Raw genomic sequence first — 21,417 nt, 5'->3', positions numbered from 1 at the left:
AAAGCGTTTTACTTCAACAGCTAATCTGCCATGGTTCCCCAACAGGGCTTGATCAAAACTCACTAGAACATCAAAACTTGTGAAGCACGCCCACCATCAGCGCTGCCTGACTTGGCGTGCTTCAGCTCGATGTCAGGTCGCCCACTGCGCCTCCGGCGGGTACGATTGTCGTGCCGTCGCCGCCGAAGGTCGAGCCGCTTTCGTGCGATCGAGACCGAAACCAACGTTATCATATTTAGTATACCTAATCTATGTTTTCTCATATCTGCTCCATTTTCAGCAATTATCCTCAATCTCTAGTCGACGGCTCCATAACAAACCATTCGATATGCTAATGATATCGGCGGATACGTTATCGAAAATTTAACCCGCCTTACCGCCCCCCTTTTTTGGCATATGTTGAACCTTGAGGGGCAGATTCCCTTGCTCATGGCTTACAGGCCAATGTGGCTATCGGACCGAGCACCAGCCCACCCGCCGGCTTATCGGGCACCTTCAAATTCGCAATATCAGGACCAATTCTTTATTCGAAAGGATAACAAGTATCGCTTTTGCGGCTCCTCCGCACGTCGTTGCGTGGACGCTGAATCGACACGCGAATCCGCATTTTTTCGATTGTCTCGAAACTCGTGTCGGTTCTCAACCCGCAAACAGTTGTCCGGCCGAATCAATAAACTAACCGATGCAAAAAATGTACAAGTCTTTTTTCCCGGCCGCGTCGACGTTGCCCAAATCGGGCGAAAACGCCCGGATGCGGGAGGGAATCTTATCCTGCTAGCCAAGCTGAAGGCGAACGTGATCGCTATTTTCAGGGAAATTCTGACGCTCATGATCAAGATCATTCCTTTCGCGCAACTAAAATCCGCAATTTTATTATGGACCGTTCAGCAATATGGACTATTGAATGCTGAAGGCCCCGATGCAGCCACCGCACGGGCCGCCCGTTTTGGGAAGCGGTACAAAGACATGTCCGTTCACATCGCTCGCCGCGACCGAATGTGCGTCACCTCCCGTCGGAATGCTCTGTATGAGCGTATTGGTCTTGGCATCGATCACACCCAGAACCGAACCATTCGGCATCTTCCGCCCCGTGATGTAGTACTGACCGTTTTTCGCGCTATAAGCCACTTCGTCCGCTGTGCCGATATCGGGAATCGTTGCAACTACGGCGCCGCTATCTCCGTTGACGACCAAGGTGACCGGTGTCAGTTTCGATTCCTTTCCGCCCGCGCTGCAGCCGACCACGAGATTGTGCCCTGGCCCACGCGCCAGCCCGGCAGGCGCGCAGTCGGGTACTTTCATGACACCCGTGACTTCGCCTTTGAGCGGATCGATCAGGGCGATTCCACCCGTTGATTTGTCACCTTTGAGCTCCGGAACCGACATCAGGAAAATGCTCTTCGGGGCGTAATAGATCGGCTGCTCAATCCCATCGGTAGCGTCATTGATGACGACCTTCTTGAGAATCTTGTGTCCCGGCTGGGTCGAAATCAGCGTCACGAAGGGCGGATCATCCGCGTCGTTGGCGACGAGGAAGATATGGTGTTTGGGATCGTAGGCCATCTCGTCAGCACGCTTTTTGCCGCCAGTATGGATCGTATCGACAATCTTTTCGGTCTTGAGGTCAATGACCTTGACCGAACTGTCGCCGTCACCAGCCCATAGCTCATTACCGATCACAAGGACGCCGTTGGGACCGGCCAGATCGGTATCTTTGTCTTTGGGGAGGCCGACAAAACCGGGGACCCGACCAACGAAGGCCCCGCTTGTTCCGTCGATGATGTCAACGGACTTGTTGCTTCGGTCGGCAACGTAATACCGGTTGGTTTTTTGGTCGACGTAGCTGATATCGAATGAATCCAGGGCGGCGCCAGGAATCTCCACTTTCGAAATCATCTTGAGTTCCTCGGCACCGGCATGGCCGCCCACAACACAGGAGAGTAGGCTGCCGAGGAGCGCGAGCGACTTCAGTTTGCGTGACATGATCTTCATCCCATATGAGAGTTGTTGCGATTACTTGCGTCAGCTTCGCCAGATTAATTTTCTCGGGTAGGTGGTACGTTAGCGATCGCCGTTTCCGAAATAAATCCTGGTTCGAGCACGATGTCGTGTCAGAATTTCGTAGTAATGCCAAGCATCAGGACGAGTTGATTTGGCGAGCTTGAGCTTGACTCGAGGTCACCCACGGTTCCGCCGGCAGCTATGATGCTGTTGCCGTCCTCGCTAAAGGTCGTACCGTGTGCATGCGAATAAGCGCCGATTGCATAGAGCGTCGTGCGCACGGAGAGGCTGTATTCCGTTCCCGCCGCCACCGTTTGATAGGTCGCTGAGGATGCGCCACTCGATCTTGTGTAGTTGTAACCGATATTCAACAAGACTGCCGGCGACAACTGGTAGGCGAAAGAGGTCCCTCCGATATTGAAGGTTTCTGTCTGGTTAAAGGCCGCGTAGTTGGCATAGGGTTTCCATCGCGCATTGCTGTAGCGCACGTTGGCGGTAAACGGACCTATAACATACTGTGCTGCAGCTTGGCTGATAAGGCGTGAGCCTACAAACGGGGTGTTGCCAAAGAGCGGCGTGACGGAGTTGTTCTGAGTCTGGTCGGCCGTCCCCAGCCCCGCGGCACCGTCGTTTTTGGCGAAAACGTACCCTGCAGCCAGGCTCAAGCCTCCGTGGGTGTATAAGGCCGCAACGGAGGACGTCTCCTGCGACGATATGTTGCCCGCGACGCCACCCAAGCCGTACATCAATTCATATTGCAGACCGCCATAAGTCGGGCTCGTGTATTTGATCGAGTTGTCTACGCGAAAGCTGTTGTCATTGTTGTCAGCGTCGCCCGGCGTCGAAAACGCGGGGCTATAGCGGTCCGGCGTAAGGGGTTGAATCAGATCAACCGTCGGATCGTACTGACGACCGAGCCTAATCGAACCTAACGAGTCGCTCGCCAGCCCTACCCACGCCATTTTGCCGAACTCGCGGCCGCCCTGAGACAACGTTCCCGTGTTGATGTTAAAACCGTTTTGGAGGTTGAAAATCGCCTTGAGGCCTCCGCCCAAATCTTCGGTGCCCTTCAAGCCCCATTGGTTACCCGAATAGTCGCCTCCCTGCAGTGCAACGAGGGAGGCATGCCCCACATTGCTGTAATGTGCGACCGCTTCATCGATCATGCCGTAAAGCGTAACGCTGCTTTGGGCTTGAGCGGTCGAGGCTACGCCTAGCGTAGCGGCGATCAGGCTCGAAATGGCCAAACGTTTCATAAAACGTCTCCGTATATTTTTGCCGTGCGATGCGTGACAAGAGCTTCTGAGCTTGCTATTCCCCGCGAAAGTCTCAGCCATCTTCGACGCGCAGAGTTTGGATGGGCCACAACCAACTGCGCGATTGCCAAAAGACACATCAATGTCTTCATCCCATCCATATCGCCGAACGTCATAGCGCCCGCCTTCTCTACAGTTACGATGACATATATGGCTCTAGCCTTTTGGAAAGAGAGCGTCATCGGGATCGTTGATTTGTACGTCAGTGAGTTTTTCAAATCAAAGAACATCACATGGATTCCGCTCGGTTTTAGATCGATACGTGCGTGCGCTGGGATGTTGAGCCTGGCAACCGCCAACATCTCCGTCATACGATCGGCGTCCACTTTGTTCTCGCGCACTCCGCCTAGACAAACTTCCTCGCCGGCTCACTCCCCGCTCCGGCCTCAGCCGGCGAAACATCCAAAGCCCGATCCGGCCGCATAGTGAACGAAAGCACGATCCCAGCGGCCATCAGCACCATAGAAACGATAAAAGGCAAATTCCAGTTCCCGCTCCGATCGATCAACCAGCCGCCCACGACGGGACTAATAATCGCGGCCAGCGCGGAGCCAGAATTCATGATCCCGCTAGCAGTGCCTGCATGCTTGGGCGCGATATCCATGGGTACGGCCCACATAGGTCCGATGGTCATCTCATTGAAGAAGAACCCACCGCTTAAACAGGCTGCGGCCAAAGTAATCGACATATTTGAAACCAGCATGATCGGCGCAAGCGACAGCAACGTCAGCAACATGCACACCCCGACCATCACATTCCGGGCCAGGCGCAGATTCTTGCTGCGCCGCAGGATACGATCGGTGACCGACCCACCGAGCCAGTCCCCGAGCACACCCGCAAAAAACACACTGGAAGCGAACAACGCCGACTTCCCCAACTGCATGTGATAGTTGTGAAGGAAGTACTGCGGAATCCAGCCGAGGAAGAGCCACAACACCCATCCGTAGCAGAAGTACACAGCGGTAACGGGAGCCATGCGCCCTAGCAGAGGCCCCCACGGCACCGGCACCCTTTGCTTGACTCCGGAATACGAATCAAGCTTCGCGCACTCACCATCGGTGATTCGACGGTGGTCACGCGGGTTATCGCGGAAATAGAAAATCCAGACAACAGCCCATAGGAAGCTAAAAACCCCGGTAACGATGAAAGCCCCGCGCCAGCTCGTGGCGATCATCAACCAGACGATCAACGGCGGCGCGACCGCGTTCCCGATCCGGGAAGCCGCATGCGTGGTGCCTTGCGCGAAGCCGCGCTTCTCGGCGGGCATCCAGTTCGACATTGCGCGGGTAGCGGTCGGAAACGTCGCGCCTTCGCCAAGCCCAAGCAACAAGCGCGCGACGATCAGCGATACGAACCCGCCGGCAAGCCCAGTCATGATCGTGGCACCGGCCCAGATAACGGCGCACACAGCAAGCGTTCGACGCGGCCCGAACCGGTCTCCAACCCATCCGCCAATAATCTGAAACACGAGATACGGGTAAGCAAAAGCCGAGAAAACAAAGCCGACTTCCGTATGCGACAGGTGCAGTTCAGCGCCGAACTGCGCGGCGGCGGTACTGACGTTGACGCGGTCGACATAGGTAATGAAATACATTGCGCATAACAACAACAGAACGCGCGTCGTAGCTCGACGGAACATCATTGTCTCCTTGAGTAGTGCGTGCTTCGTCATGGCGCCCGCGGACGCCGGAAGCGAATTGCATCCGGTACTTCGATAAGGCTTTATTGAAGGGACGTCGCAGCAGGGCTGCGAATCCTGGAATTGCTCGGTCGTGTCATGCTTGTCTCCGGTGGGCGGATCATGATTCCGTCCGCTGTTTATGTGAAACTGTGCTGTCAATCATCGTCTAGCGCAGACGCCAGAACCTGCGCAACATGCAGCGCCTTTAGCTGTGCGCCGTCCGCTATCTGATGACGGCAACTGGTGCCATCGGCGACGATCACGGCGTCTTCCGCTTTTCGTATGGCCGGCAACAACGACAATTCCGCCATCGCCTTAGATGCTTCGTAATGCTCGGCTTCGTAGCCGAAGCTTCCGGCCATGCCGCAACAAGACGATTCGACAACCGACACTTCAAGTGCGGGAATCCAGCTAAGCACGGTCTGCACGGGACGAAACACATCGAAGGCTTTTTGATGGCAGTGGCCGTGAACCAGCGCCTTCGGGCGAGCGAGTGGTTTCAACGAAAGCTGCAGGCGCGCGGCCTGCTTCTCACGGACCAGAAACTCCTCGAACAAGAACGATGTTTGCGAGAGCTTGCGGGCCTCGTCGCCATAACCGTAGTCGAGGAATTCATCGCGGAATGACAGCAGGCACGACGGTTCAAGGCCGACAACCGGCACGCCACGCTCGACGTAAGGCCGCAGCGCGTCGAGCGTGCGGCGTGCTTCGGCCTTCGCCTCGTCGACCCGTCCCCCCGACAAAAACGTGCGCCCGCAACACAGTGGCCGCTCGCCCGCCTTCAGATTGAAGTGAACCGTGTAGCCGGCCGCTTCGAGCACGCGCTTAGCGGCACGGGCATTCTCCGGTTCCATATAGTTGTTGAAGGTATCGACGAAGAGCAGCACTTCCTTGCCACCGACAGCGGGCACCCGAGGTTGCACGGCCTCCGATAAAAACGACGTGAGAAAGCGCGGAAACGCGCGCTGCGGCGCGAGGCCGAGGCGCGTCTTGAGCCAGCCTGCGAAGCGCGGCATGCGCTCTACCGAGCCGAACAACGGTCGCACGCGACTTGCATACGGCGCATAGCGCGGGAGGAACGCGACCATGCGATCGCGCATCCGCATGCCATGCTTCGAAGTCCACGCCGCGCGCGCCTCGATCTTGATCTTGGCCATATCCACGCCGGTCGGGCAATCGCGCTTGCAGCCCTTGCACGATACGCAAAGATCCAGAACGTCCTTCACGTCCTGACTCGCGAGGCCGTCATCGCCGAGTTGTCCGCTGATCGCGAGCCGCAACGTGTTCGCGCGGCCCCGCGTGACATGCTGTTCGTCCTTGGTGATGCGATAGCTTGGACACATCGTCCCCGCGTCGAACTTGCGGCAATGCCCGTTGTTGTTGCACATCTCGACGGCCTTCGCGAGGCCACCGGTGCGATCGCCGCCGGTGCCCGGCAGGGCTTCGGCGCCCGTCAACGGATCGCGCGTCACATTCCATTGCGACCAGTCGAGCTTTGTCGCGACATCTCGCTCACGATACGTCGGCGGAAACCGAAAGTTCGTCGTGTCGTCCATCTTCGGTGGATTCACGATGCGATCCGGACTCATGCGATTGTCGGGGTCGAAGAGGCTCTTGATCTCGCGAAACGCCTCATTGATGCGCGGTCCGTATTGCCACGCGACCCATTCGCCACGGCACAGGCCGTCGCCGTGTTCGCCTGAAAAAGCGCCCTTGTACTCGCGCACAAGGGCCGCGGCTTCCTCGGCAATCGCCCGCATCCTCTGCGCGCCGTCGCGACGCATGTCGAGAACCGGGCGCACGTGCAGCGTGCCCACGCTCGCGTGCGCATACCAGGTACCTTCGGTACGGTGCTGGTGGAAGACCTCGGTGAGACGGGTCGTGTACTGCGCAAGGTGTTCGAGCGGCACGGCGCAATCTTCGATGAATGACACCGGCTTGCCGTCGCCCTTCATGCTCATCATGATGTTGAGCCCGGCTTTGCGGACTTCCCACAAGGCTTTTTGCTGCATGACATCGGGTATCTCGACGACCGAGCCCGGCAAGCCGAGATCACTCATCAACGCAACGAGCTGCGCGAGCTTGGCAAGCTGCGCGCTTCTGTCTTCGCCAGAGAATTCGACAAGCAGCACGGCCCGCGGCGTGCCCACCAGCGCCTTTTCGATGACGGGCCTGAACGCCGGATTCGACATCGACAGGCCGATCATCGTGCGATCGACCAGTTCGACGGCAACCGGCCCGAGCTTCACGATGTGCTGCGTCATGTCCATCGCGCCGTAGAACGTCGGGAAGTTCACGACGCCAAGCACTTTGTGGGCGGGCAACGGCGCGAGCTTGAGCGTGAGTTGCCGGCTGAAAGCGAGCGTACCTTCGGAGCCGACCAGCAACTGTGCAAGGTTCGGTTCGCCATCGGCACTGAAGGGCAAGGGATTCTGGCAATCGAACAGATCGATGTTGTAGCCCGCGACACGCCGCAACACCTTCGGAATTTGCTCGCGGATTTCATCACGCTCTCTCTTCGCGATGCGCTGCACGCCGTCGACCAGCGAGCGCGTGCGGGCATCGGATGACATAGCGCGCAGTGTCGCGAACACGGCTTGATGACCATCGGCCAGCACGGCGTCGATCGACGCGACGTTGTGGACCATGTTCCCGTATTCCATCGATCGCGAGCCGCACGAGTTGTTGCCTGCCATCCCGCCGATCGTGCATTGCGCGCTGGTGGAGACATCGACGGGAAACCACAAGCCATGGGGTTTAAGCCACGTATTCAGATGATCGAGCACCACGCCCGGCTCGACCGTCACCGTGCGCGCCTCGCGGTCGAAGTGGACGATGTTGTTGAGCCATTTGCTTGTGTCGATGACCAGCGCTTCGCCGACGGTCTGCCCGCACTGGCTCGTCCCCGCGCCACGTGCGAGCACCGACACCTTGCTGTCGCGCGCGATCTCCAAAGCCAGCAGCAAGTCGGCCTGATCTTTCGGCACGACCGCGCCCACCGGCATGACTTGATAAATCGATGCATCCGTCGCGTAACGTCCGCGTGCCGCACGGTCGAACAGCACGTCGCCTTTCAGCTCATGTTGAAGACGCTTGGCTAGCGGCGACAACGCGGCGCGCACGGAGGCGGGCATCCAGTGAATCGGCTGGACGAGTGCTTCGGACGTTTTGGTCAGCATTGGCGTCGGGGCTCAGTCAAATTTACAAAGATCGGGTCGATGGGCCGCAAGCCACGGGCGTGCTGGTTTCCGACGACGCGGCATGACTTTCCATCAGGCTGCGGCCTTCAACGCGGGCGCGGCGACGTGGCTCGTCAAGTAGTCCATCGCGGTCAGAACACCGCTGCCGGCGAGCTGCACTCCGCGCCGCCATCCCTCGATCCCAGGCATCCCCAGAAACTCCGGCTTCAGTCCGAGGTTTTCTGCCATCTTTTTCCAGAGCGTCGCGAAATGACCGGTCTCATACATCAATACGGCGTCGCCAGGGCTGAGCGTGTTGCAGAGCGCCGCTTCCCACGCGCCCGTGCCCGAGGCCGGATAGATCACGACGGGCCGCGTCGTCTTGAAGATCGTTTTGATGCCGTCCAGAACCTTCAGCCCGAGCGCCCCGAATTCCGGGCCGCGATGGTCGATCGTCGGATAGCTCATTACACGCAGGATGCGATCAGGCACCGGGCTGGGACCGGGGATCTGCAGAAAGTGACGCCCGGCAGGATCAAAATCGAGCTTCAGCATGATTCGCTCATTGTGTTTTGCATGCAAAATACTTTAGTGTATGGCTGTCGTATCTGAAAGCGTTAAGCGCTCTTTTTGCCTAGGGACAAACCCGGTCCGGAGTTTCGCCTAGGGACAAACCCGTCGCCAGGGTTTCCAGAGTTAGCAACGCCAAATTCCTTTAAGTGAATATTTAGGGGTATTGAATGCAAAATTCCGACATCCCCGAGACACCGCCTGCACGCATGCTTCCCAAAGTTGAGCGGCAGCGGCTGCACGACACGGTGGTCGATCACCTGCGCAACTTCATCGTCGAGGGGCTGCTTGCCCCCGGAGTGAAGCTCAACGAACGCAGGTTGTGCGAGACGCTGGCCATTTCGCGCACGCCGTTGCGCGAAGCGTTGAAGGTGCTGGCAGCTGAAGGTTTGATCGATATCCTGCCGAACCGGGGGGCTTCCGTTTCACAGATGAGCGAGGCGGAGATGCGCGAGACCTTTGAATTGATGAGCGGGCTGGAGGCGTTTGCGGGCGAGCTGGCGCGCGCGCGGATTACACCGGTTGAGCTCAGCGAGATCAAGGCACTGCACTACGCGATGCTCGCGTGCCGCGGGCAAGACGATCTGTCGGGTTACTACAGCCGCAACCAGGCCATTCACGACAAGATCAACGATGCCGCGCGGAATTCGGCTTTGCGGCAGACTTATATAGCGGTCAATCGGCGGCTGCAGGCGTTACGGTTCCGGTCCAACTTTCAGACGGCGAAATGGGATAGCGCAATCCGTGAGCACGAGGCGATGATCGAGGCGCTGGAAGCGCGGGATGGGAAACGGATGGCCGAGATCATACGGGCGCACTTGCTGGCGAAACGCGATGCGGTGCTGGCGGATAGATGAGTGCTTTGGCCAGGGGGCACCCGCCGCTGGCACGTTCCCAGTGTCATGTGGGTGGGAATTGGGGTGCCGTCAGGATTCGGGTTTTTACGTACTCCAGCGGTTCAGAAAGCCCCGTCCCATCAGGCTCGGCGCAAACTCCGCGTTTAGAAATTCGATTGAGAGTCGTCGCGCAACTCCAAGTCATTGATTCGCTTGATTGTGCGGCGCAGCTAATGTACGTTTTCGTCCGAATGCTGGGTCCATCCCTTCCTCAAGCGACTGCGCCAAAGCGGGTGCTGCCGTCTCATTTCACGCCGCACTGCTCCATCAGTTCCACCACATGGCGCAGGCTGAGCGGATACGCGACATGCCACCGGACGCGCCTGCAAGCACCTATTGAGCGTAGCGCGTGCCTCATGCAGTGCCCGACAGGCACTGCCTCGACGCTGCCTCGACGCTCTAACTTTGCTCGTCAATCGATCCGGCCTGACAATCAGGTTGTCAGATTCGAAGTGTCGGTGTCCGCGCTTGACTGCACCTGCAACACGGCGTCGCGCTTGTCGAGCAAGTGCTGGCGCAAGATCTCGGCGAGCCGCTTGCCATCGCGTGCTTCCAGCGCCTTGAGCATTTCGTCGTGGTCGTGGATCGCGCTATCCCACCTTTGTGTCTGGAAGTTCGACCGAAAACGCAGCGCCTGCAGACGCCGATTGACCGCTATATACGTTTCCCGCAACGCCGAATTGCGCGCCGCCTCATTGATACGGTCGTGGATCGCCTGATTGCGGCTGTAGTACCCCGCCAGATCGTTCTGCGCGCGGCACGCCCGCATCGCGTAGTGCAGCGCCTTGATCTCGACCAGTTCCGCCGCGGTGATCCGCTCGGCCGCCAGCTCGCCCGAAAACGCTTCGAGCCCGCTCATCAGTTCGAACGTCTCGCGCAACTCCGCCTCCGACATCTTCGCCACCGTCGCCCCGCGATTGGGCGAAATCTCGATCAGCCCCTCGGCCGCCAGCACCTTCAGCGCCTCACGCAACGGCGTGCGCGAGATGCCGAGCGTCTCGCACAACTCGCGTTCATTGAGCCTCTTGCCTGGCTCAAGCACACCTTCGACGATAAATCGGCGGATGTGCTGGACCACCGTGTCGTGTAGCCGCTGGCGTTCTACTTTTGGAAGCATGGGTGCGGGCAGTGTTTCGGGGACTTCAGAATTTTTCATTCAATCCCCCAAAATATTTACTTAAGGGAATTTTACCCTACCAACTATTCGGAATCCAGAATACGGGTTTATCTCTAGGCAAAATCCCGGAACGGGTTTGTCTCCAGGCAAAAAGGTGGCCACCAGCGTTCGATACCAACCCACGCGTGCCTGGAGCTGAACGATCCAGCGCGAGAGCCGGTCGGTTCGTCGATGGGCGCTCGTTACGGCCGAGCGCGCGCCCTGGAACAGCAGCGTGCGCAGATACGTGTTGCCCTGTTTGGTGACGCGGCCCAGCCGGGTCTTGCCGCCGCTGCTCGCCTGTTTGGGCACCGTGCCGAGCCAGTCGGCAAATTGGCGGCCGTTCTTGAACAGGTGAGCGTCGCCGACGGTGGCCACCGCGGCCGACGCGGTGAGCGGCCCGATGCCGATGACCGCCATGACGCGCTGCGCGTTGTTGTCGTGCTTCACGTGCGTGGCGACCTGCGCGTCACACCAGGCGATTTGCTGGTCGAGGGCCTGCAGGTGCTCCCAGCCTCGCAGCAGCGCAGTGCGCGCGATACCGTTCAGTTCAGTGGCCCCGTCCTCCAGTGCCTCGACGAAGTGGGCACGAAATGCGTCGATGCCTTGCGGCAGGAAGACGCCGAACTCGACCAGCTCACCGCGCAGCCGGTTGGCGAGCGCGGTACGCTCCTCAACGAAACCGTCCCGCATCCGGTGCAGCACCGGCACGTTTTGCTGGTCCGTCATTTTGACGGCCACGAAGCGCATATGCGGCCGGCCCGCGGCCTCGCAGATGGCCTCGGCATCCAGCCTGTCGTTCTTCACGTGCTTGCCGCCCTTGCGGTATGGCGCGGCGAACTGCGGCGCGATCAGGCGAACCTCGTGGCCGAGCGCGCGCAGCTTGCGTGCCCAGTAGTGGGCTGCGCTGCACGCTTCCATTGCGACCAGGCACGCCTCGAGGTTGGCAAACCATTCGAGAAACTTCTGCCGCGAGATTGCTTTCCCGACCACCACGCGCTCCATGCTGTCCACGCCGTGTACCTGGATGATGTTCTTGGCCAGATCCACGCCGATACGCGTAATCGTGTCCATGACCTTCTCCTTCTCAGATGGGTTGCCCAGCACCAACCATCCTGGCATACCGCTATGCCACGAGATCGGGAAAGTCCTTACTCATTCGGTTGCCCTGCCGGCTGATGCCCTGGTCGACCTGGCTCTGGCCGCTGTCGTAGGGTGGCGGCACCAGTCCGACACAGGCACCCACCTGGCGCCGGTTGCTGAACTCCCTCCAGAACAGTTCGAGCGCCAGGCGCGGCGCGCCCACTTCGCCAATCCCTTTCCGGCGCGCGAGGGCATCGCTTCGTCGGCGTGCGGGCGTCGGCACGCTCGCCTGTCGCGTCTTCTCGAGTGCCGCGAGTTGCTGCTGCGCCAGCGCCAGCCGTTCGCACTCGCGCAGTAGTCGCTCCCGTAACTCGGGCGGCAGCGGCGCGCCGTCGTGGCACCGCACCTCATCACAGGCGAGCCGGCTCGCGAAGGCCCTGTGATCGACCTCATCCCAGCAGCCAAGCGTGACCAGCAGTTTGCGCATCCGGTCACGGTGTTGCAGCACTTCCTTCTGCAGTTGTCCGCGATCGTGCATCAGCTGGCGCGACGCTTCGTCCTGCGGTGACGGCACGTGAACAAGTGCATGCGGTTACGCTCGCCACGCAGCCAGGGTGTCCGTCGCGAGATGGAATCCAAAGGGTATGAGGAGAAGTACCGGGCCGTAGTCGATGGGGGCTGCCCCGATGACGAACCGATCGGCCAAAGGCTGATTGACAAGATTTACCAACGAAAGGTCGGGACGATATCGATCAGACCTTCACCCGCCAGCACCCTCAACGCTTCGCTCAACGGCGTGCGCGAAATGGCCAACGTCTCCCACAACGTGCATTCGTTGAGCCTCACCCCGGTGGGCACGCAGCGGCTAGGAACTATTCGGAATCCAGTGTAGGGGTTTGTCTCTAGGCAGAATGGGGCAACTAATGCTTTCAGATACGACCGCCATGTACTAAAGTATTTTGCATGCAAAACACAAAGGAGGGATTATGCTGCGGTTCGATTTTCATACAGCCCGGCATCGCTTTCTGCGGATCCCGGTCTCAGTCCAGTGCGTGATCGCATCCTGCGAATGAGCTATCCGACCATCGACCATCGCGGCCCGGAATGCGGGCCGGTCGGGCCGAAGGTTCAGGACGGCATCAAGACGATCTTCAAGACGACGCAGCCCGTCCGCTTCCCAAAAGGGGCGACCCGTGCGGTGGTTGTATTGGCGTCTTCAGCATTCGGTACCCATATTGCTGAATGGTCCGGGATCAATCTGCGGATTCTGGTACAGCAAAAAGGAATGATCTTGATCATGAGGGTCAGAATTCCCTTGGACATAGCCATCAGCTTCGCCCTCAGCCTGGCTGGGAGGATGAGATCCCCCGGACCCGGGTGTTTTCGCACGAATTGGCCAATGTCGACGCGGACGGGACAAAAGACATGTCCATTTTGGGCATCGGTTAGCCTATTGATTCGGCCGGACAACTGTTTGCGGGGTGAGAACCGACAGGAGTCTCGGGAAAATCGGCAAAACGGAGATTCACGTGTTAATCGTCAGCGTCCGCGCAGCGAAGTGTGAAGGATCCGTAAAAGCGATATTTGTTGTATTTTCCGGCAACGAATTGGTCCTGAAATCGCGAATTTGAAGGTGCTTGATTAACCAGCGGATGGGCTGGCGCTCAGCCCGACAACCACATTGGCCTTTAAGACGGGAGCAAGCGAAGTCAACCCCTCAACGTTTTACATATGCCAAAAGAATGGGGGGCGGTACGGCGGGGCTGATTTTCTCGAACGTGTCCTCCGATATCATTAGTATATCGAATGATTTGTTGCGGGAACGTAGACTGCGGATCCAGGATAATTACTGACAGTGAAAAGATATGAGAAAGCATACATTAGGTATACTAAGCATAATCATGTTGGCAGTGGCCTCGGGCGCAAAAGCTCAAAGCAGTGTCACCCTCTATGGCACGATCGACGACGCTGTGGCGTACTACAACAATACAGGGCATGGTTCCGTGCTCCAGTTGCAGGGCGGCGATCTGGATACCGATAAGTGGGGGTTAAAGGGCACCGAAGACCTCGGTGGGGGCCTCAGCGCAGTCTTCCATCTCGAAAACTGGTTCGACATCAACACCGGTTCACTTGCACAAGCGGGCGCATTATGGACGCTGGCCTATGTTGGGCTGGCAAGCGACTCCTTTGGCACCCTGACCCTCGGCCGGCAATACGATCCGACCGTTGATCTGGTCCAGCCTATTACGGCTGATGGGTATGGCCCTGCGTTTACAACGCCGGGCGACGCTGACAATAACGATAATTCCATCCGGGTAAGTAACGCGATCAAGTATGCGAGCCCAACCTATGCCGGTTTTCAATATGAACTGCTCTACGCTCTCGGTGGCGTCGCGGGTAATACGACCGCCGGACAGACCTACTCAGCCGCAGTCCTTTATGGCAATGGTGGATTCAGTCTGGCCGCGGGATATCTTTTTGCCAAAAGCAACGGTGCGGGCGGCGCTGGCACGGCCGATCCGATTCAGAATAATTCGGTGACGCCACTCGACGGCACCGTAGCATTGGTCGGCTCACGCCAGATAGCCCAAATCGCCGCCCAATACGTGATCGGTCCGCTCACGGCCAACGTGCGTTATAGCAATGCGCAATATAAGCCTTACGTCAGTTTCGGTGCCTTTGATCGCACCGAGAACTTCAACATTGGCGCGACCTCTCTTGGTTACCAGGCCACGCCCGACGAGCTGCTGACAATCGGCTATACCTATACAAAATCAAGTGGCGCTGCTTCCGCAACGTACAACTCGGTTGCGGCCAGTTCACAATACAGCGTGTCCAAGCGAACCACCTTGTACGCCACTGCCGGTTATACGCACGCGAGCGGCTCAACCTTCAGCAGCGACGGCACGACAATCGTACCCGCCGGAGGCGCGGTGGGCGACCTGACATCGAGCTCAAGCACGCCAAATCAGGTAGCTCTGATGGTGGGCATACTTCACAGGTTTTGATGTTCTAGTGAATTTTTATCCTGCACTGTTGAGAAAGCAGTGCTGAATAGCTGTTGAAATAAAACGCTTTGCGCGAAGACAACCAACGCAAATTAAACCATTTTACTGGAGACACCATGTCACCATTCTTCAAATTTCAGGCTTTGCTGTCAGCGTTGCAATCGTCGGTATTTTTTCTTCCGCTGTACGCGCCCAGTCGTCCCAGTATGAGTTGATCAAAACGATCCACTTGCCGGGCAAAGTGGGCGGCCACGGCGACTGGGTTACTTACGCCCCGGACACCGCGAAACCGTCTGGCTCGCGCAGTCGCCCGATCACAACGTTGTAGTTATCGATGCGAATACGCTCGCCGTCAAGGAAACGATAGCGGGCGTGGAATCTGGCATCGACATCGACATCGACATCGACAATCGCTACGCGTCCGTTACGTTTGCAGCGGCTGTTAGTACCGCCGTTTCCCTTCATGACATTCGGAATTGAAACAGCACCGCCTTTATCAAGGATCCAAACCATGAGCGCCACAACGCTATCTCTACAAGAGCAGGCAAATCCCAAGCTTTTTTTGAAGGTTCCCGAGATCACGGCGTTATTTTGGATCATCAAGATCCTGACTACCGCCATGGGCGAAGCTGCGTCCGACTTCTTCGTACATCTCGATGCATCCGTCGCGTTTCTCGGCGCGCTCGTGATCTACCTCGTATCCCTGGCGATCCAGTTCCGAACCAAGCGGTATAATGCTTGGGCTTACTGGTTCCAAGTCGCCATGGTCGGTATTTTCGGCACCATGGCTGCTGATGGACTGCACAAAGCGGGGATCTCGATTCCCACCTATACGGCGGCCTACGGTGTGCTGCTGCTGGTCGTCCTGGGCCTGTGGTATGCGGTAGAAGGGACGCTGTCAGTGCACGACATCAACACGCCACGGCGCGAGGGTTTCTACTGGCTGACCGTCCTGGTCTGCTTCGCCTTCGGAACCGCAACCGGTGACTGGACCGCGGATACCTTGCACCTGGGCACTCTGGATTCCGGGCTGATCTTCACCGGGCTGTTCGTCCTGCCAGCCATTGCCTTCTATCTGCTGAGGGCCAATGCGATTGTTACCTTCTGGATTGCCTATGTCATCACCCGTCCGCTCGGCGCGTCCTTCGCGGACTGGGCCGGCGACCCGGTCATGCATGCCGGGCTTGGTCTTGGCAAAGGCCACGTCGCCGCGGTGCTGACGGTGGTGATCGTGGCCTTCGTCGCCTATCTAGCCGCTTCGCGGCGCGACGCGCCGCACTCGGCGGCCTGACATGACGCGCATCTCCCTGCGAACGGCCCTACTGGGCTGCGCCATCCCGCTCCCCGCCTCCGCCCAGGCCCAAGACGCCGACAAGTCTGGTGGCGGTCTCCCGAGTTCGACATTTCGGGGTGCGTTTTGAGCTGATTTCGGCCCGCTGCGCCTTACGGATCAAGCATTTGGCATTCGGAGGTGCCGTTGCTCTCTAGTCGGATCAGCAAAAAACCTGTGAGGCACCGCCTGGCCTGGTGTAGCAGTTGGTTTTCGGATAACCTGGCTCCCAGCTTCGGTCTTTAACGCTACCGCCTTGCTGGGCTGCTGCACGGCCAGCCAGACCGCCCGGGCGTCGGCTGCATCGTTCTTGTTGCGGATGTTGAACGCCTTGGCGAACTCTGCAGGCATCAGCTTTACCTGATGCCCCATTTTTATCAGCTCCCGTGCCCAGTGCTGTGCACCGCCACACGCCTCCATCCCTATCAGGCAGGGCGCCCGGTTCGCAAAGTGTTCGAGAAACCTGGCTCGCTTGATCGGCCTGTTCACGATTTCACCTGTCTCGGCGTCCACGTAGTGAAGCTGGAAGACGCTCTTTGCAATATCGATCCCTACTGGCGTAAGGTTCATTTCGGACACCTCCGGTGTTGCCTGGGAAGACCTGTATGATCCTCCATCCCAGGCACTTTGATGCCCGTCGGCGCGTGAGGGTCCACCTTCATTGCTGAAACCCATCGCTCACGGGTGGGAGGCGTTCATTCCATTGACCTCAATGCCGGCCAGAAGGATCCGGGCACAGCGAAAAGTCTTGAACCCCAGCATGGGCCGCGTTCGTCGCTTGGTCGCCCGATGGTCCTGCTCGACGAGGTTGTTGAGATATTTGGACTGGCGGATCTTGATGGGCGCTTTACGATCGGCATTGACCGCTTCGAGTGCGGCGAGATTGGCGCCGCTTTTGTCGATGGTCACCGTCTCAGGCACGCCATTCTGGGTGATCGATTTCTCAAAGTAACGCCGTGCTGCAGTCCTGTCCCGATGGGCGCGTAGCAGAAAATCAATGGTGTTGCCCTCCTTGTCGACGGCCCGATAAAGATACCGCCATTCACCCTTGACGCGGATGTACGTCTCGTCCATCCGCGTCAAGGGTGCGTGCGGCGCGCTGCCCCGTCGAAAACGCCCCGAAGCCGATCAGCTGCATGGCGGCGCCAGCGGTCAGCGCATGCGCGATCGCCCAAAGCCCCGCATCAATGGCTTCACCGGTGGCGCCATGGCTGTCGCCGGTGCGAGCCGCAACGGCATCGACGAGTTCCTGTTTGATCGCGTGCAGCCCCATAGCAGCCATTCCAGACACGATGATTCAGACAGTTTGCGAGCCGTATGAACGACCATTTCTTTGTCTTCACCAACAGTTGAAAACGCCGTCGAGTCAAGTCTATAACTTGTATCGGCAGTCGGAGACGAACCGCTATCGAAACTGCTGAGGGCACTGAAGCCCGCGAACTGTGGCCAAGGAGGTATAGCGATTGCGACTGGACGAATCCATGCTTTGTCTTTTCAAATTCCGAATAGCCCAAGTACTGGAGCTGATCATGGAATGCGGGTACCGTAGGTGGATCATCGACGCGACTCCCGATTTTTCTCTTGGGAAATACTTCGCACACGCGCGACTGGTCCGCGCTTCAGCTGACGATGAAGTTGATGGTGAAATGCACATTGAGCGTGACCTTGCGTACTTTGACACTGAGGACGAGGCAATCGAGGTTGCTCAACAGCGGGCGTTTGCATGGATCTGCGAACGCGACAGCACCTTCGATAGCCCCCAGGACGACACGACAGGATCCCGGAGCGGTATTCATTGATGACATGCAGGATGCATTGCGCTCGCGCTGAACGGTCAGCCCAGCAAGACGAGCCCCTCCCGGCATGATCCCCACGTCGGCAAAAATTGACGTTTTTTGAGCAGCATTCAGGCAACGTCTGGCCCAAATGTGATGCGCACATGGCAACACATTGCGGCTTCCAATTCGGAAGTCGGCTAAATAAAACAGGATCGAATTATTCTCGGGGTCGTCGCTCCCCAGCTTCCCGATTCTCAGCCACGACTCGGCGAACGGCTTCCAGAAGATCCGGGCGCTCTTCAGGGTCGGGGACTTCGATCAGCTTGCGCGGAGCCCTGGCTTGGGGCTTCAGCGTCACACTGTCAAGTTTTTGCGGCGCAGTCATAGTTCGTCTCCGGCTTCGATGACAGCCAATTCGGACGGCAGGCTCGGTCCTGCTTCTGGTTTCCGAAAATCACACTTTCGGATCTTTACGGAGTAAGGAGCTGTGCGCTCCGTGCATCGTGCGCCGCCAGGCTTCGTCGGCGCGTTGCTGGGCCGATTTCACGGTATATGCGACTCCCTGCTTGCCGTTCGGAGCCGGCGAAAACGCCGAAGTTAGACCGGAAAGTGTCCGGCGGACTGTCCTGGTGACCATGGCGCACTCCGCGTTTGTGTCGGAATGGTCAGTCTAGGCCTTTACGTGTCGCTCGTGATACTGCACGTTTACACAGTACTTTGGCGAGTCCTCGATGGATGGACGCGCGAGGACGCCTCGAGCGAAAGCGTGCCCGTGCGATCCCGCCGCGCCAGGGGAATGATCAGCTACGCCTCTCTCTCGAAAGGAGCGCGAAATGTCTTACCCACCCTGTTTCCAGACATTGCACGATGAGCCCGGCCCCGTCGGATACCTCGGGCGAGGTACGCATTATTCTGTTTTACGCGTACCGACGTGGCACGACGAACTGATGAACCAGATTCAGTACGGCAGGTTCCTCGACTTCGCAATTATCTGGGATGAAGATCACGACGACCGGGTGCTCGATGCGATCCTGATCATGTGCCTCACTGGGCTGCTTGCACCGGTGCGATGCATCGGCGAACGCAAAGGCGTGCTCTCAGTGCTGCTTGCACCCGCAACCGTCAAGACTTGGGACGAAGACACGTTCCAGCGATATCGCGAGGACGTCGTCGACGTATGCGCCTATCTTGATGATCCGTGGACAGCAGAAATCAACAGCATGGATAGCACACAGCATTCGATCATCCAGGCGCCTGCTGAAAACGTGGCGACCTATCTGAAAAACATCGACAATATCATTCGCGGCCTTTGTATTTGTACTGCGCCGCGCACAAATAAATCTACCAGAAGTTGAAAGCCGCATGATCGTCGATGACGCAACGCTTCAACCTCACCAGGTATCCCTTATCGAGAATCATCAGGAGACATACGTGCCCATTGATTTTTCAGGCCGCTGATGTGTTGCCGGCGGTTTTGTGTTTTGGGATGTACGCAAGCGAAACAGACGGTTAGTTGCGTATTGGAAATTAGCATTCTCCGCTATGGCGAGCTTTTCCGGGAGCGAGCGGGTGCCACCATCTGACGAGTGGTCCGGCACTACAGTGTGGAAACGCCAATAAGACTGAATTTACCAGCGGGAACGCAATAGTCGTTTCTGGAGAAGCGTTTGTAGATCGCGGCGCGTATCGGTGACGACGTGAATGTAAATCGTGTCGTCGCGCACCTCATATATAACCCGATTCTGGCCACTCAACGCTTCCCGGAAATTCAGACCGCCGAAATCTGAAAGCTCCGCCGGGACATAACCGCTCTGCGGGAACTGCCTGATATTGGCAAACGTGACGGTCAGTTCCGCGCACGTCTGCTTCCACGTCTCGGCACCGAAGCTTTTGAGGATGTAGCGGCGCAAATCCTTCGTATCCTCCTGTGCCTCTTCGAGAATCAGGAGCTTGAACTTGGCCTGCCCCATCAGCGGATTTTCTCCTTCCGGTCAAGGTCGTCGAGCTCGGCAAGAAACTCATCGGCATCCTTGATTTTTCCCTGCTCGATGTCCTTCTGGCCTAAGGCCAGGATCTTGAGCAGCGCCAGCGTTTGCTGGGTGTCTTCGTAGCTTTGCACGTCCTGCACGACGAGCTTCGCCTCGCCATTCTGCGTGATGAGCAGCGGCTCGCCAGAAGCCGTCAAATCCTTAACGATCTGCGCTGCGTCGCTTTTGAGGTAGCTGATTGGCTTTACGTGGTCTGCCAGGCGCATGTCCCATTCTCCGTTCGTCATCACAATCAAACTGAATATAGACTAAATTCAGTTTTATGCAAAGTCCTGAATCAGGCTGGCCGCTCGTGAGCTGTCATCAGGGACTCGATTTGCCCATCCACAAAATACGCTGCAACTCGGCACCAGTTGATTGGTCGCCATGAACGCGCCGCCCTTTCCTGCATCGCCCGCTCACGGGTCACGGGCGAAGCAGCGCGCTGGTCGGCCCTACTTGTTCAAGTGGCGCACTACCGGACAAGCGGGTTGCAAACGACGCCGTAAATTTGAACTAAAAAGTTCACGAAAAACGATCGATTATGTTCTGTAAAGTCGTATGCCGAGGATGCCGTCAGGTTATTTCGACCGCCACTTCGCGTGCGCACGGCTGTGCAGCTCCTATGCGCATGTTTATGCGCATAGGAGCTGCACATGATTTCCGCACAAATTCGGCAGTCTGGCGAACCGGCCAAATCTCAACCGGTGCGGAAAGCTACGCGCAAACCCACCAACGTGTCGTTGCCAACCGACCTGCTTGACCGCGCGAAACAGCTGGACGTCAACATCTCGCGTGCAAGCGAACGGGGTCTGCGCGAGGAAGTTCAGGAGGCCGAAGCGCGCGCGTGGGCGGCCCAGCACGCGGGCTTCATTGCCGAGATGAACGCACGCATCGAGCACGACGGCTTGCCGCTCGACGAACACCGGATGTTCTGATGGCCCGTTTTGATCTGTACAACAACCCTTCATCGAGGTCCGGGGCGAAATCGCCGTACCTCCTCGATGTGCAGAGCGATCATCTGGGCAGTCTGATCTCGCGGGTCGTTATTCCGCTGACACGCGTGGCTGGCAATTACACACCCGGCGAGGTCGCCCAGGATTTGGCTCCGATCGTAGAGATCGGCGGAGAAAAGTTCATACTGGAAACGCCATTCCTCGGCGCGATCAGAACCAGTGAGCTTGGTCCTGCGACCGGAACGCTCAAACCCGAACAGAGCCGGGTTCTGGCCGCACTCAACCGGCTGTTCGGCGCTTACTGATCAATCGCCGGCCCTTGGCAAACTTTCCAGAAGAGAATCGACGCAATACCACTTCGACAGGATCGCTCGACGCTCAGTCGAACATGGCAGCGGACTTTTCGCGCTGCAGATGAGCGTAGGAGGTGAAGGGC

The 21,417-nt window shown here is 58.0% G+C and carries 17 protein-coding genes and 6 pseudogenes; 8 read left to right on the top strand and 15 right to left on the bottom strand.

Going from position 1 to position 21,417, the window contains the following annotated elements; all coding sequences use genetic code 11:
• Nucleotides 1–897: 897 nt before the first annotated feature.
• The 6 genes and pseudogenes from HHL24_RS36625 to HHL24_RS36600 form a co-directional block, all read right to left on the bottom strand.
• Nucleotides 898–1,983 carry a YncE family protein gene (locus HHL24_RS36625; RefSeq protein ID WP_169490141.1) on the bottom strand — a complete coding sequence of 362 codons (1,086 nt, stop codon included), beginning with the start codon at nt 1,981–1,983 and terminating at the stop codon, nt 898–900.
• 128 nt (nt 1,984–2,111) lie between these two features.
• Nucleotides 2,112–3,257, bottom strand: coding sequence for a porin (locus HHL24_RS36620; protein ID WP_169490140.1), 1,146 nt, complete (start codon nt 3,255–3,257; stop codon nt 2,112–2,114).
• Nucleotides 3,254–3,643: a copper chaperone PCu(A)C gene (locus HHL24_RS36615; protein ID WP_169490139.1), complete on the bottom strand. Its 390-nt coding sequence runs from the start codon at nt 3,641–3,643 to the stop codon at nt 3,254–3,256. The genes HHL24_RS36620 and HHL24_RS36615 overlap by 4 nt, the downstream gene beginning before the upstream one ends.
• Nucleotides 3,644–3,663: 20 nt before the next feature.
• On the bottom strand, nt 3,664–4,959 hold the full coding sequence (locus tag HHL24_RS36610) for an MFS transporter (protein ID WP_169490147.1): 1,296 nt from the start codon (nt 4,957–4,959) through the stop codon (nt 3,664–3,666).
• A gap of 194 nt (nt 4,960–5,153) precedes the next feature.
• Nucleotides 5,154–8,177 (bottom strand): FAD-binding and (Fe-S)-binding domain-containing protein, encoded by a 3,024-nt coding sequence (locus tag HHL24_RS36605; RefSeq protein ID WP_169490138.1) that lies wholly within the window; start codon nt 8,175–8,177, stop codon nt 5,154–5,156.
• Between the two features lie 174 nt (nt 8,178–8,351).
• Nucleotides 8,352–8,732: pseudogene (locus tag HHL24_RS36600) on the bottom strand (serine--glyoxylate aminotransferase); the annotation flags it as partial.
• Between the two features lie 185 nt (nt 8,733–8,917).
• Here HHL24_RS36600 and HHL24_RS36595 point away from each other — a divergent pair.
• Nucleotides 8,918–9,604: a GntR family transcriptional regulator gene (locus tag HHL24_RS36595; RefSeq protein WP_169490137.1), complete on the top strand. Its 687-nt coding sequence runs from the start codon at nt 8,918–8,920 to the stop codon at nt 9,602–9,604.
• Between the two features lie 472 nt (nt 9,605–10,076).
• Here the strand turns inward: HHL24_RS36595 and HHL24_RS36590 are convergent, their stop codons facing one another.
• The 3 genes and pseudogenes from HHL24_RS36590 to HHL24_RS36580 all read right to left on the bottom strand — a co-directional run.
• On the bottom strand, nt 10,077–10,799 hold the full coding sequence (locus HHL24_RS36590; RefSeq protein WP_169490136.1) for a GntR family transcriptional regulator: 723 nt from the start codon (nt 10,797–10,799) through the stop codon (nt 10,077–10,079).
• 21 nt (nt 10,800–10,820) lie between these two features.
• Nucleotides 10,821–11,873 carry an IS110 family RNA-guided transposase gene (locus HHL24_RS36585; RefSeq protein WP_230417725.1) on the bottom strand — a complete coding sequence of 351 codons (1,053 nt, stop codon included), beginning with the start codon at nt 11,871–11,873 and terminating at the stop codon, nt 10,821–10,823.
• Nucleotides 11,874–11,958: 85 nt separating this feature from the next.
• Nucleotides 11,959–12,494 (bottom strand): annotated as a pseudogene (locus HHL24_RS36580) (transposase); the annotation flags it as partial.
• A 374-nt stretch (nt 12,495–12,868) separates the two neighbouring features.
• Here HHL24_RS36580 and HHL24_RS36570 point away from each other — a divergent pair.
• Nucleotides 12,869–13,057 (top strand): annotated as a pseudogene (locus tag HHL24_RS36570) (serine--glyoxylate aminotransferase); the annotation flags it as partial.
• A gap of 690 nt (nt 13,058–13,747) precedes the next feature.
• Nucleotides 13,748–14,890 (top strand): porin, encoded by a 1,143-nt coding sequence (locus tag HHL24_RS36565; RefSeq protein ID WP_169490134.1) that lies wholly within the window; start codon nt 13,748–13,750, stop codon nt 14,888–14,890.
• A gap of 267 nt (nt 14,891–15,157) precedes the next feature.
• On the opposite strand, the gene HHL24_RS36560 is transcribed toward HHL24_RS36565, so the two are convergent.
• Nucleotides 15,158–15,403 (bottom strand): hypothetical protein, encoded by a 246-nt coding sequence (locus HHL24_RS36560; RefSeq protein WP_169490133.1) that lies wholly within the window; start codon nt 15,401–15,403, stop codon nt 15,158–15,160.
• Between HHL24_RS36560 and HHL24_RS36555 the strand changes: the two genes are divergently transcribed.
• Nucleotides 15,402–16,181, top strand: a complete 780-nt coding sequence (locus HHL24_RS36555) for a COG4705 family protein (RefSeq protein WP_169490132.1) — start codon at nt 15,402–15,404, stop codon at nt 16,179–16,181. The genes HHL24_RS36560 and HHL24_RS36555 overlap by 2 nt on opposite strands.
• Nucleotides 16,182–16,454: 273 nt before the next feature.
• Here the strand turns inward: HHL24_RS36555 and HHL24_RS36550 are convergent.
• The 3 pseudogenes from HHL24_RS36550 to HHL24_RS36540 form a co-directional block, all read right to left on the bottom strand.
• A pseudogene (locus HHL24_RS36550) lies at nt 16,455–16,790 on the bottom strand (IS110 family transposase); the annotation flags it as partial.
• Between the two features lie 126 nt (nt 16,791–16,916).
• Nucleotides 16,917–17,333 (bottom strand): annotated as a pseudogene (locus tag HHL24_RS36545) (IS6 family transposase); the annotation flags it as partial.
• Nucleotides 17,308–17,493: pseudogene (locus HHL24_RS36540) on the bottom strand (HU family DNA-binding protein); the annotation flags it as partial. The pseudogenes HHL24_RS36540 and HHL24_RS36545, both read right to left, overlap by 26 nt.
• A 190-nt stretch (nt 17,494–17,683) precedes the next feature.
• Between HHL24_RS36540 and HHL24_RS43705 the strand changes: the two are divergent.
• The gene (locus HHL24_RS43705) at nt 17,684–18,019 is read left to right on the top strand and encodes a hypothetical protein (protein ID WP_206003179.1); all 336 of its coding nucleotides are present in this window, start codon (nt 17,684–17,686) and stop codon (nt 18,017–18,019) included.
• Between the two features lie 812 nt (nt 18,020–18,831).
• On the top strand, nt 18,832–19,353 hold the full coding sequence (locus HHL24_RS36530) for a hypothetical protein (RefSeq protein WP_169490130.1): 522 nt from the start codon (nt 18,832–18,834) through the stop codon (nt 19,351–19,353).
• 273 nt (nt 19,354–19,626) lie between these two features.
• Here the strand turns inward: HHL24_RS36530 and HHL24_RS36525 are convergent, their stop codons facing one another.
• Both HHL24_RS36525 and HHL24_RS36520 read right to left on the bottom strand, forming a co-directional pair.
• Nucleotides 19,627–19,968 carry a type II toxin-antitoxin system RelE/ParE family toxin gene (locus tag HHL24_RS36525; protein ID WP_169490129.1) on the bottom strand — a complete coding sequence of 114 codons (342 nt, stop codon included), beginning with the start codon at nt 19,966–19,968 and terminating at the stop codon, nt 19,627–19,629.
• Nucleotides 19,968–20,252 carry a type II toxin-antitoxin system Phd/YefM family antitoxin gene (locus tag HHL24_RS36520; RefSeq protein WP_169490128.1) on the bottom strand — a complete coding sequence of 95 codons (285 nt, stop codon included), beginning with the start codon at nt 20,250–20,252 and terminating at the stop codon, nt 19,968–19,970. The genes HHL24_RS36525 and HHL24_RS36520 overlap by 1 nt, the downstream gene beginning before the upstream one ends.
• Nucleotides 20,253–20,681: 429 nt before the next feature.
• On the opposite strand from HHL24_RS36520, the gene HHL24_RS36515 reads away from it, so the two are divergent.
• Nucleotides 20,682–20,963 carry a type II toxin-antitoxin system CcdA family antitoxin gene (locus HHL24_RS36515; protein WP_169490127.1) on the top strand — a complete coding sequence of 94 codons (282 nt, stop codon included), beginning with the start codon at nt 20,682–20,684 and terminating at the stop codon, nt 20,961–20,963.
• Nucleotides 20,963–21,286 carry a CcdB family protein gene (locus HHL24_RS36510; protein WP_169490126.1) on the top strand — a complete coding sequence of 108 codons (324 nt, stop codon included), beginning with the start codon at nt 20,963–20,965 and terminating at the stop codon, nt 21,284–21,286. The genes HHL24_RS36515 and HHL24_RS36510 overlap by 1 nt, the downstream gene beginning before the upstream one ends.
• Nucleotides 21,287–21,417 lie beyond the last annotated feature (131 nt).

Source organism: Paraburkholderia polaris (assembly GCF_012927345.1).
GTDB lineage: Bacteria > Pseudomonadota > Gammaproteobacteria > Burkholderiales > Burkholderiaceae > Paraburkholderia > Paraburkholderia polaris.
Note: the sequence above shows the minus strand (reverse complement) of the source record. Positions and strands in the feature narration are given on the sequence as shown.

What these genes read in the sequence shown, in the direction of transcription:
- HHL24_RS36625 (WP_169490141.1), bottom strand. Translation starts at nt 1,983, where the DNA reads ATGTCACGCAAACTGAAGTCGCTCGCGCTCCTCGGCAGCCTACTCTCC.
- HHL24_RS36620 (WP_169490140.1), bottom strand. Translation starts at nt 3,257, where the DNA reads ATGAAACGTTTGGCCATTTCGAGCCTGATCGCCGCTACGCTAGGCGTA.
- HHL24_RS36610 (WP_169490147.1), bottom strand. Translation starts at nt 4,959, where the DNA reads ATGATGTTCCGTCGAGCTACGACGCGCGTTCTGTTGTTGTTATGCGCA.
- HHL24_RS36605 (WP_169490138.1), bottom strand. Translation starts at nt 8,177, where the DNA reads ATGCTGACCAAAACGTCCGAAGCACTCGTCCAGCCGATTCACTGGATG.
- HHL24_RS36595 (WP_169490137.1), top strand. Translation starts at nt 8,918, where the DNA reads ATGCAAAATTCCGACATCCCCGAGACACCGCCTGCACGCATGCTTCCC.
- HHL24_RS36590 (WP_169490136.1), bottom strand. Translation starts at nt 10,799, where the DNA reads ATGAAAAATTCTGAAGTCCCCGAAACACTGCCCGCACCCATGCTTCCA.
- HHL24_RS36585 (WP_230417725.1), bottom strand. Translation starts at nt 11,873, where the DNA reads ATGGACACGATTACGCGTATCGGCGTGGATCTGGCCAAGAACATCATC.
- HHL24_RS36565 (WP_169490134.1), top strand. Translation starts at nt 13,748, where the DNA reads ATGAGAAAGCATACATTAGGTATACTAAGCATAATCATGTTGGCAGTG.
- HHL24_RS36555 (WP_169490132.1), top strand. Translation starts at nt 15,402, where the DNA reads ATGAGCGCCACAACGCTATCTCTACAAGAGCAGGCAAATCCCAAGCTT.
- HHL24_RS36560 (WP_169490133.1), bottom strand. Translation starts at nt 15,403, where the DNA reads ATGGTTTGGATCCTTGATAAAGGCGGTGCTGTTTCAATTCCGAATGTC.
- HHL24_RS36530 (WP_169490130.1), top strand. Translation starts at nt 18,832, where the DNA reads ATGTCTTACCCACCCTGTTTCCAGACATTGCACGATGAGCCCGGCCCC.
- HHL24_RS36525 (WP_169490129.1), bottom strand. Translation starts at nt 19,968, where the DNA reads ATGGGGCAGGCCAAGTTCAAGCTCCTGATTCTCGAAGAGGCACAGGAG.
- HHL24_RS36520 (WP_169490128.1), bottom strand. Translation starts at nt 20,252, where the DNA reads ATGCGCCTGGCAGACCACGTAAAGCCAATCAGCTACCTCAAAAGCGAC.
- HHL24_RS36515 (WP_169490127.1), top strand. Translation starts at nt 20,682, where the DNA reads ATGATTTCCGCACAAATTCGGCAGTCTGGCGAACCGGCCAAATCTCAA.
- HHL24_RS36510 (WP_169490126.1), top strand. Translation starts at nt 20,963, where the DNA reads ATGGCCCGTTTTGATCTGTACAACAACCCTTCATCGAGGTCCGGGGCG.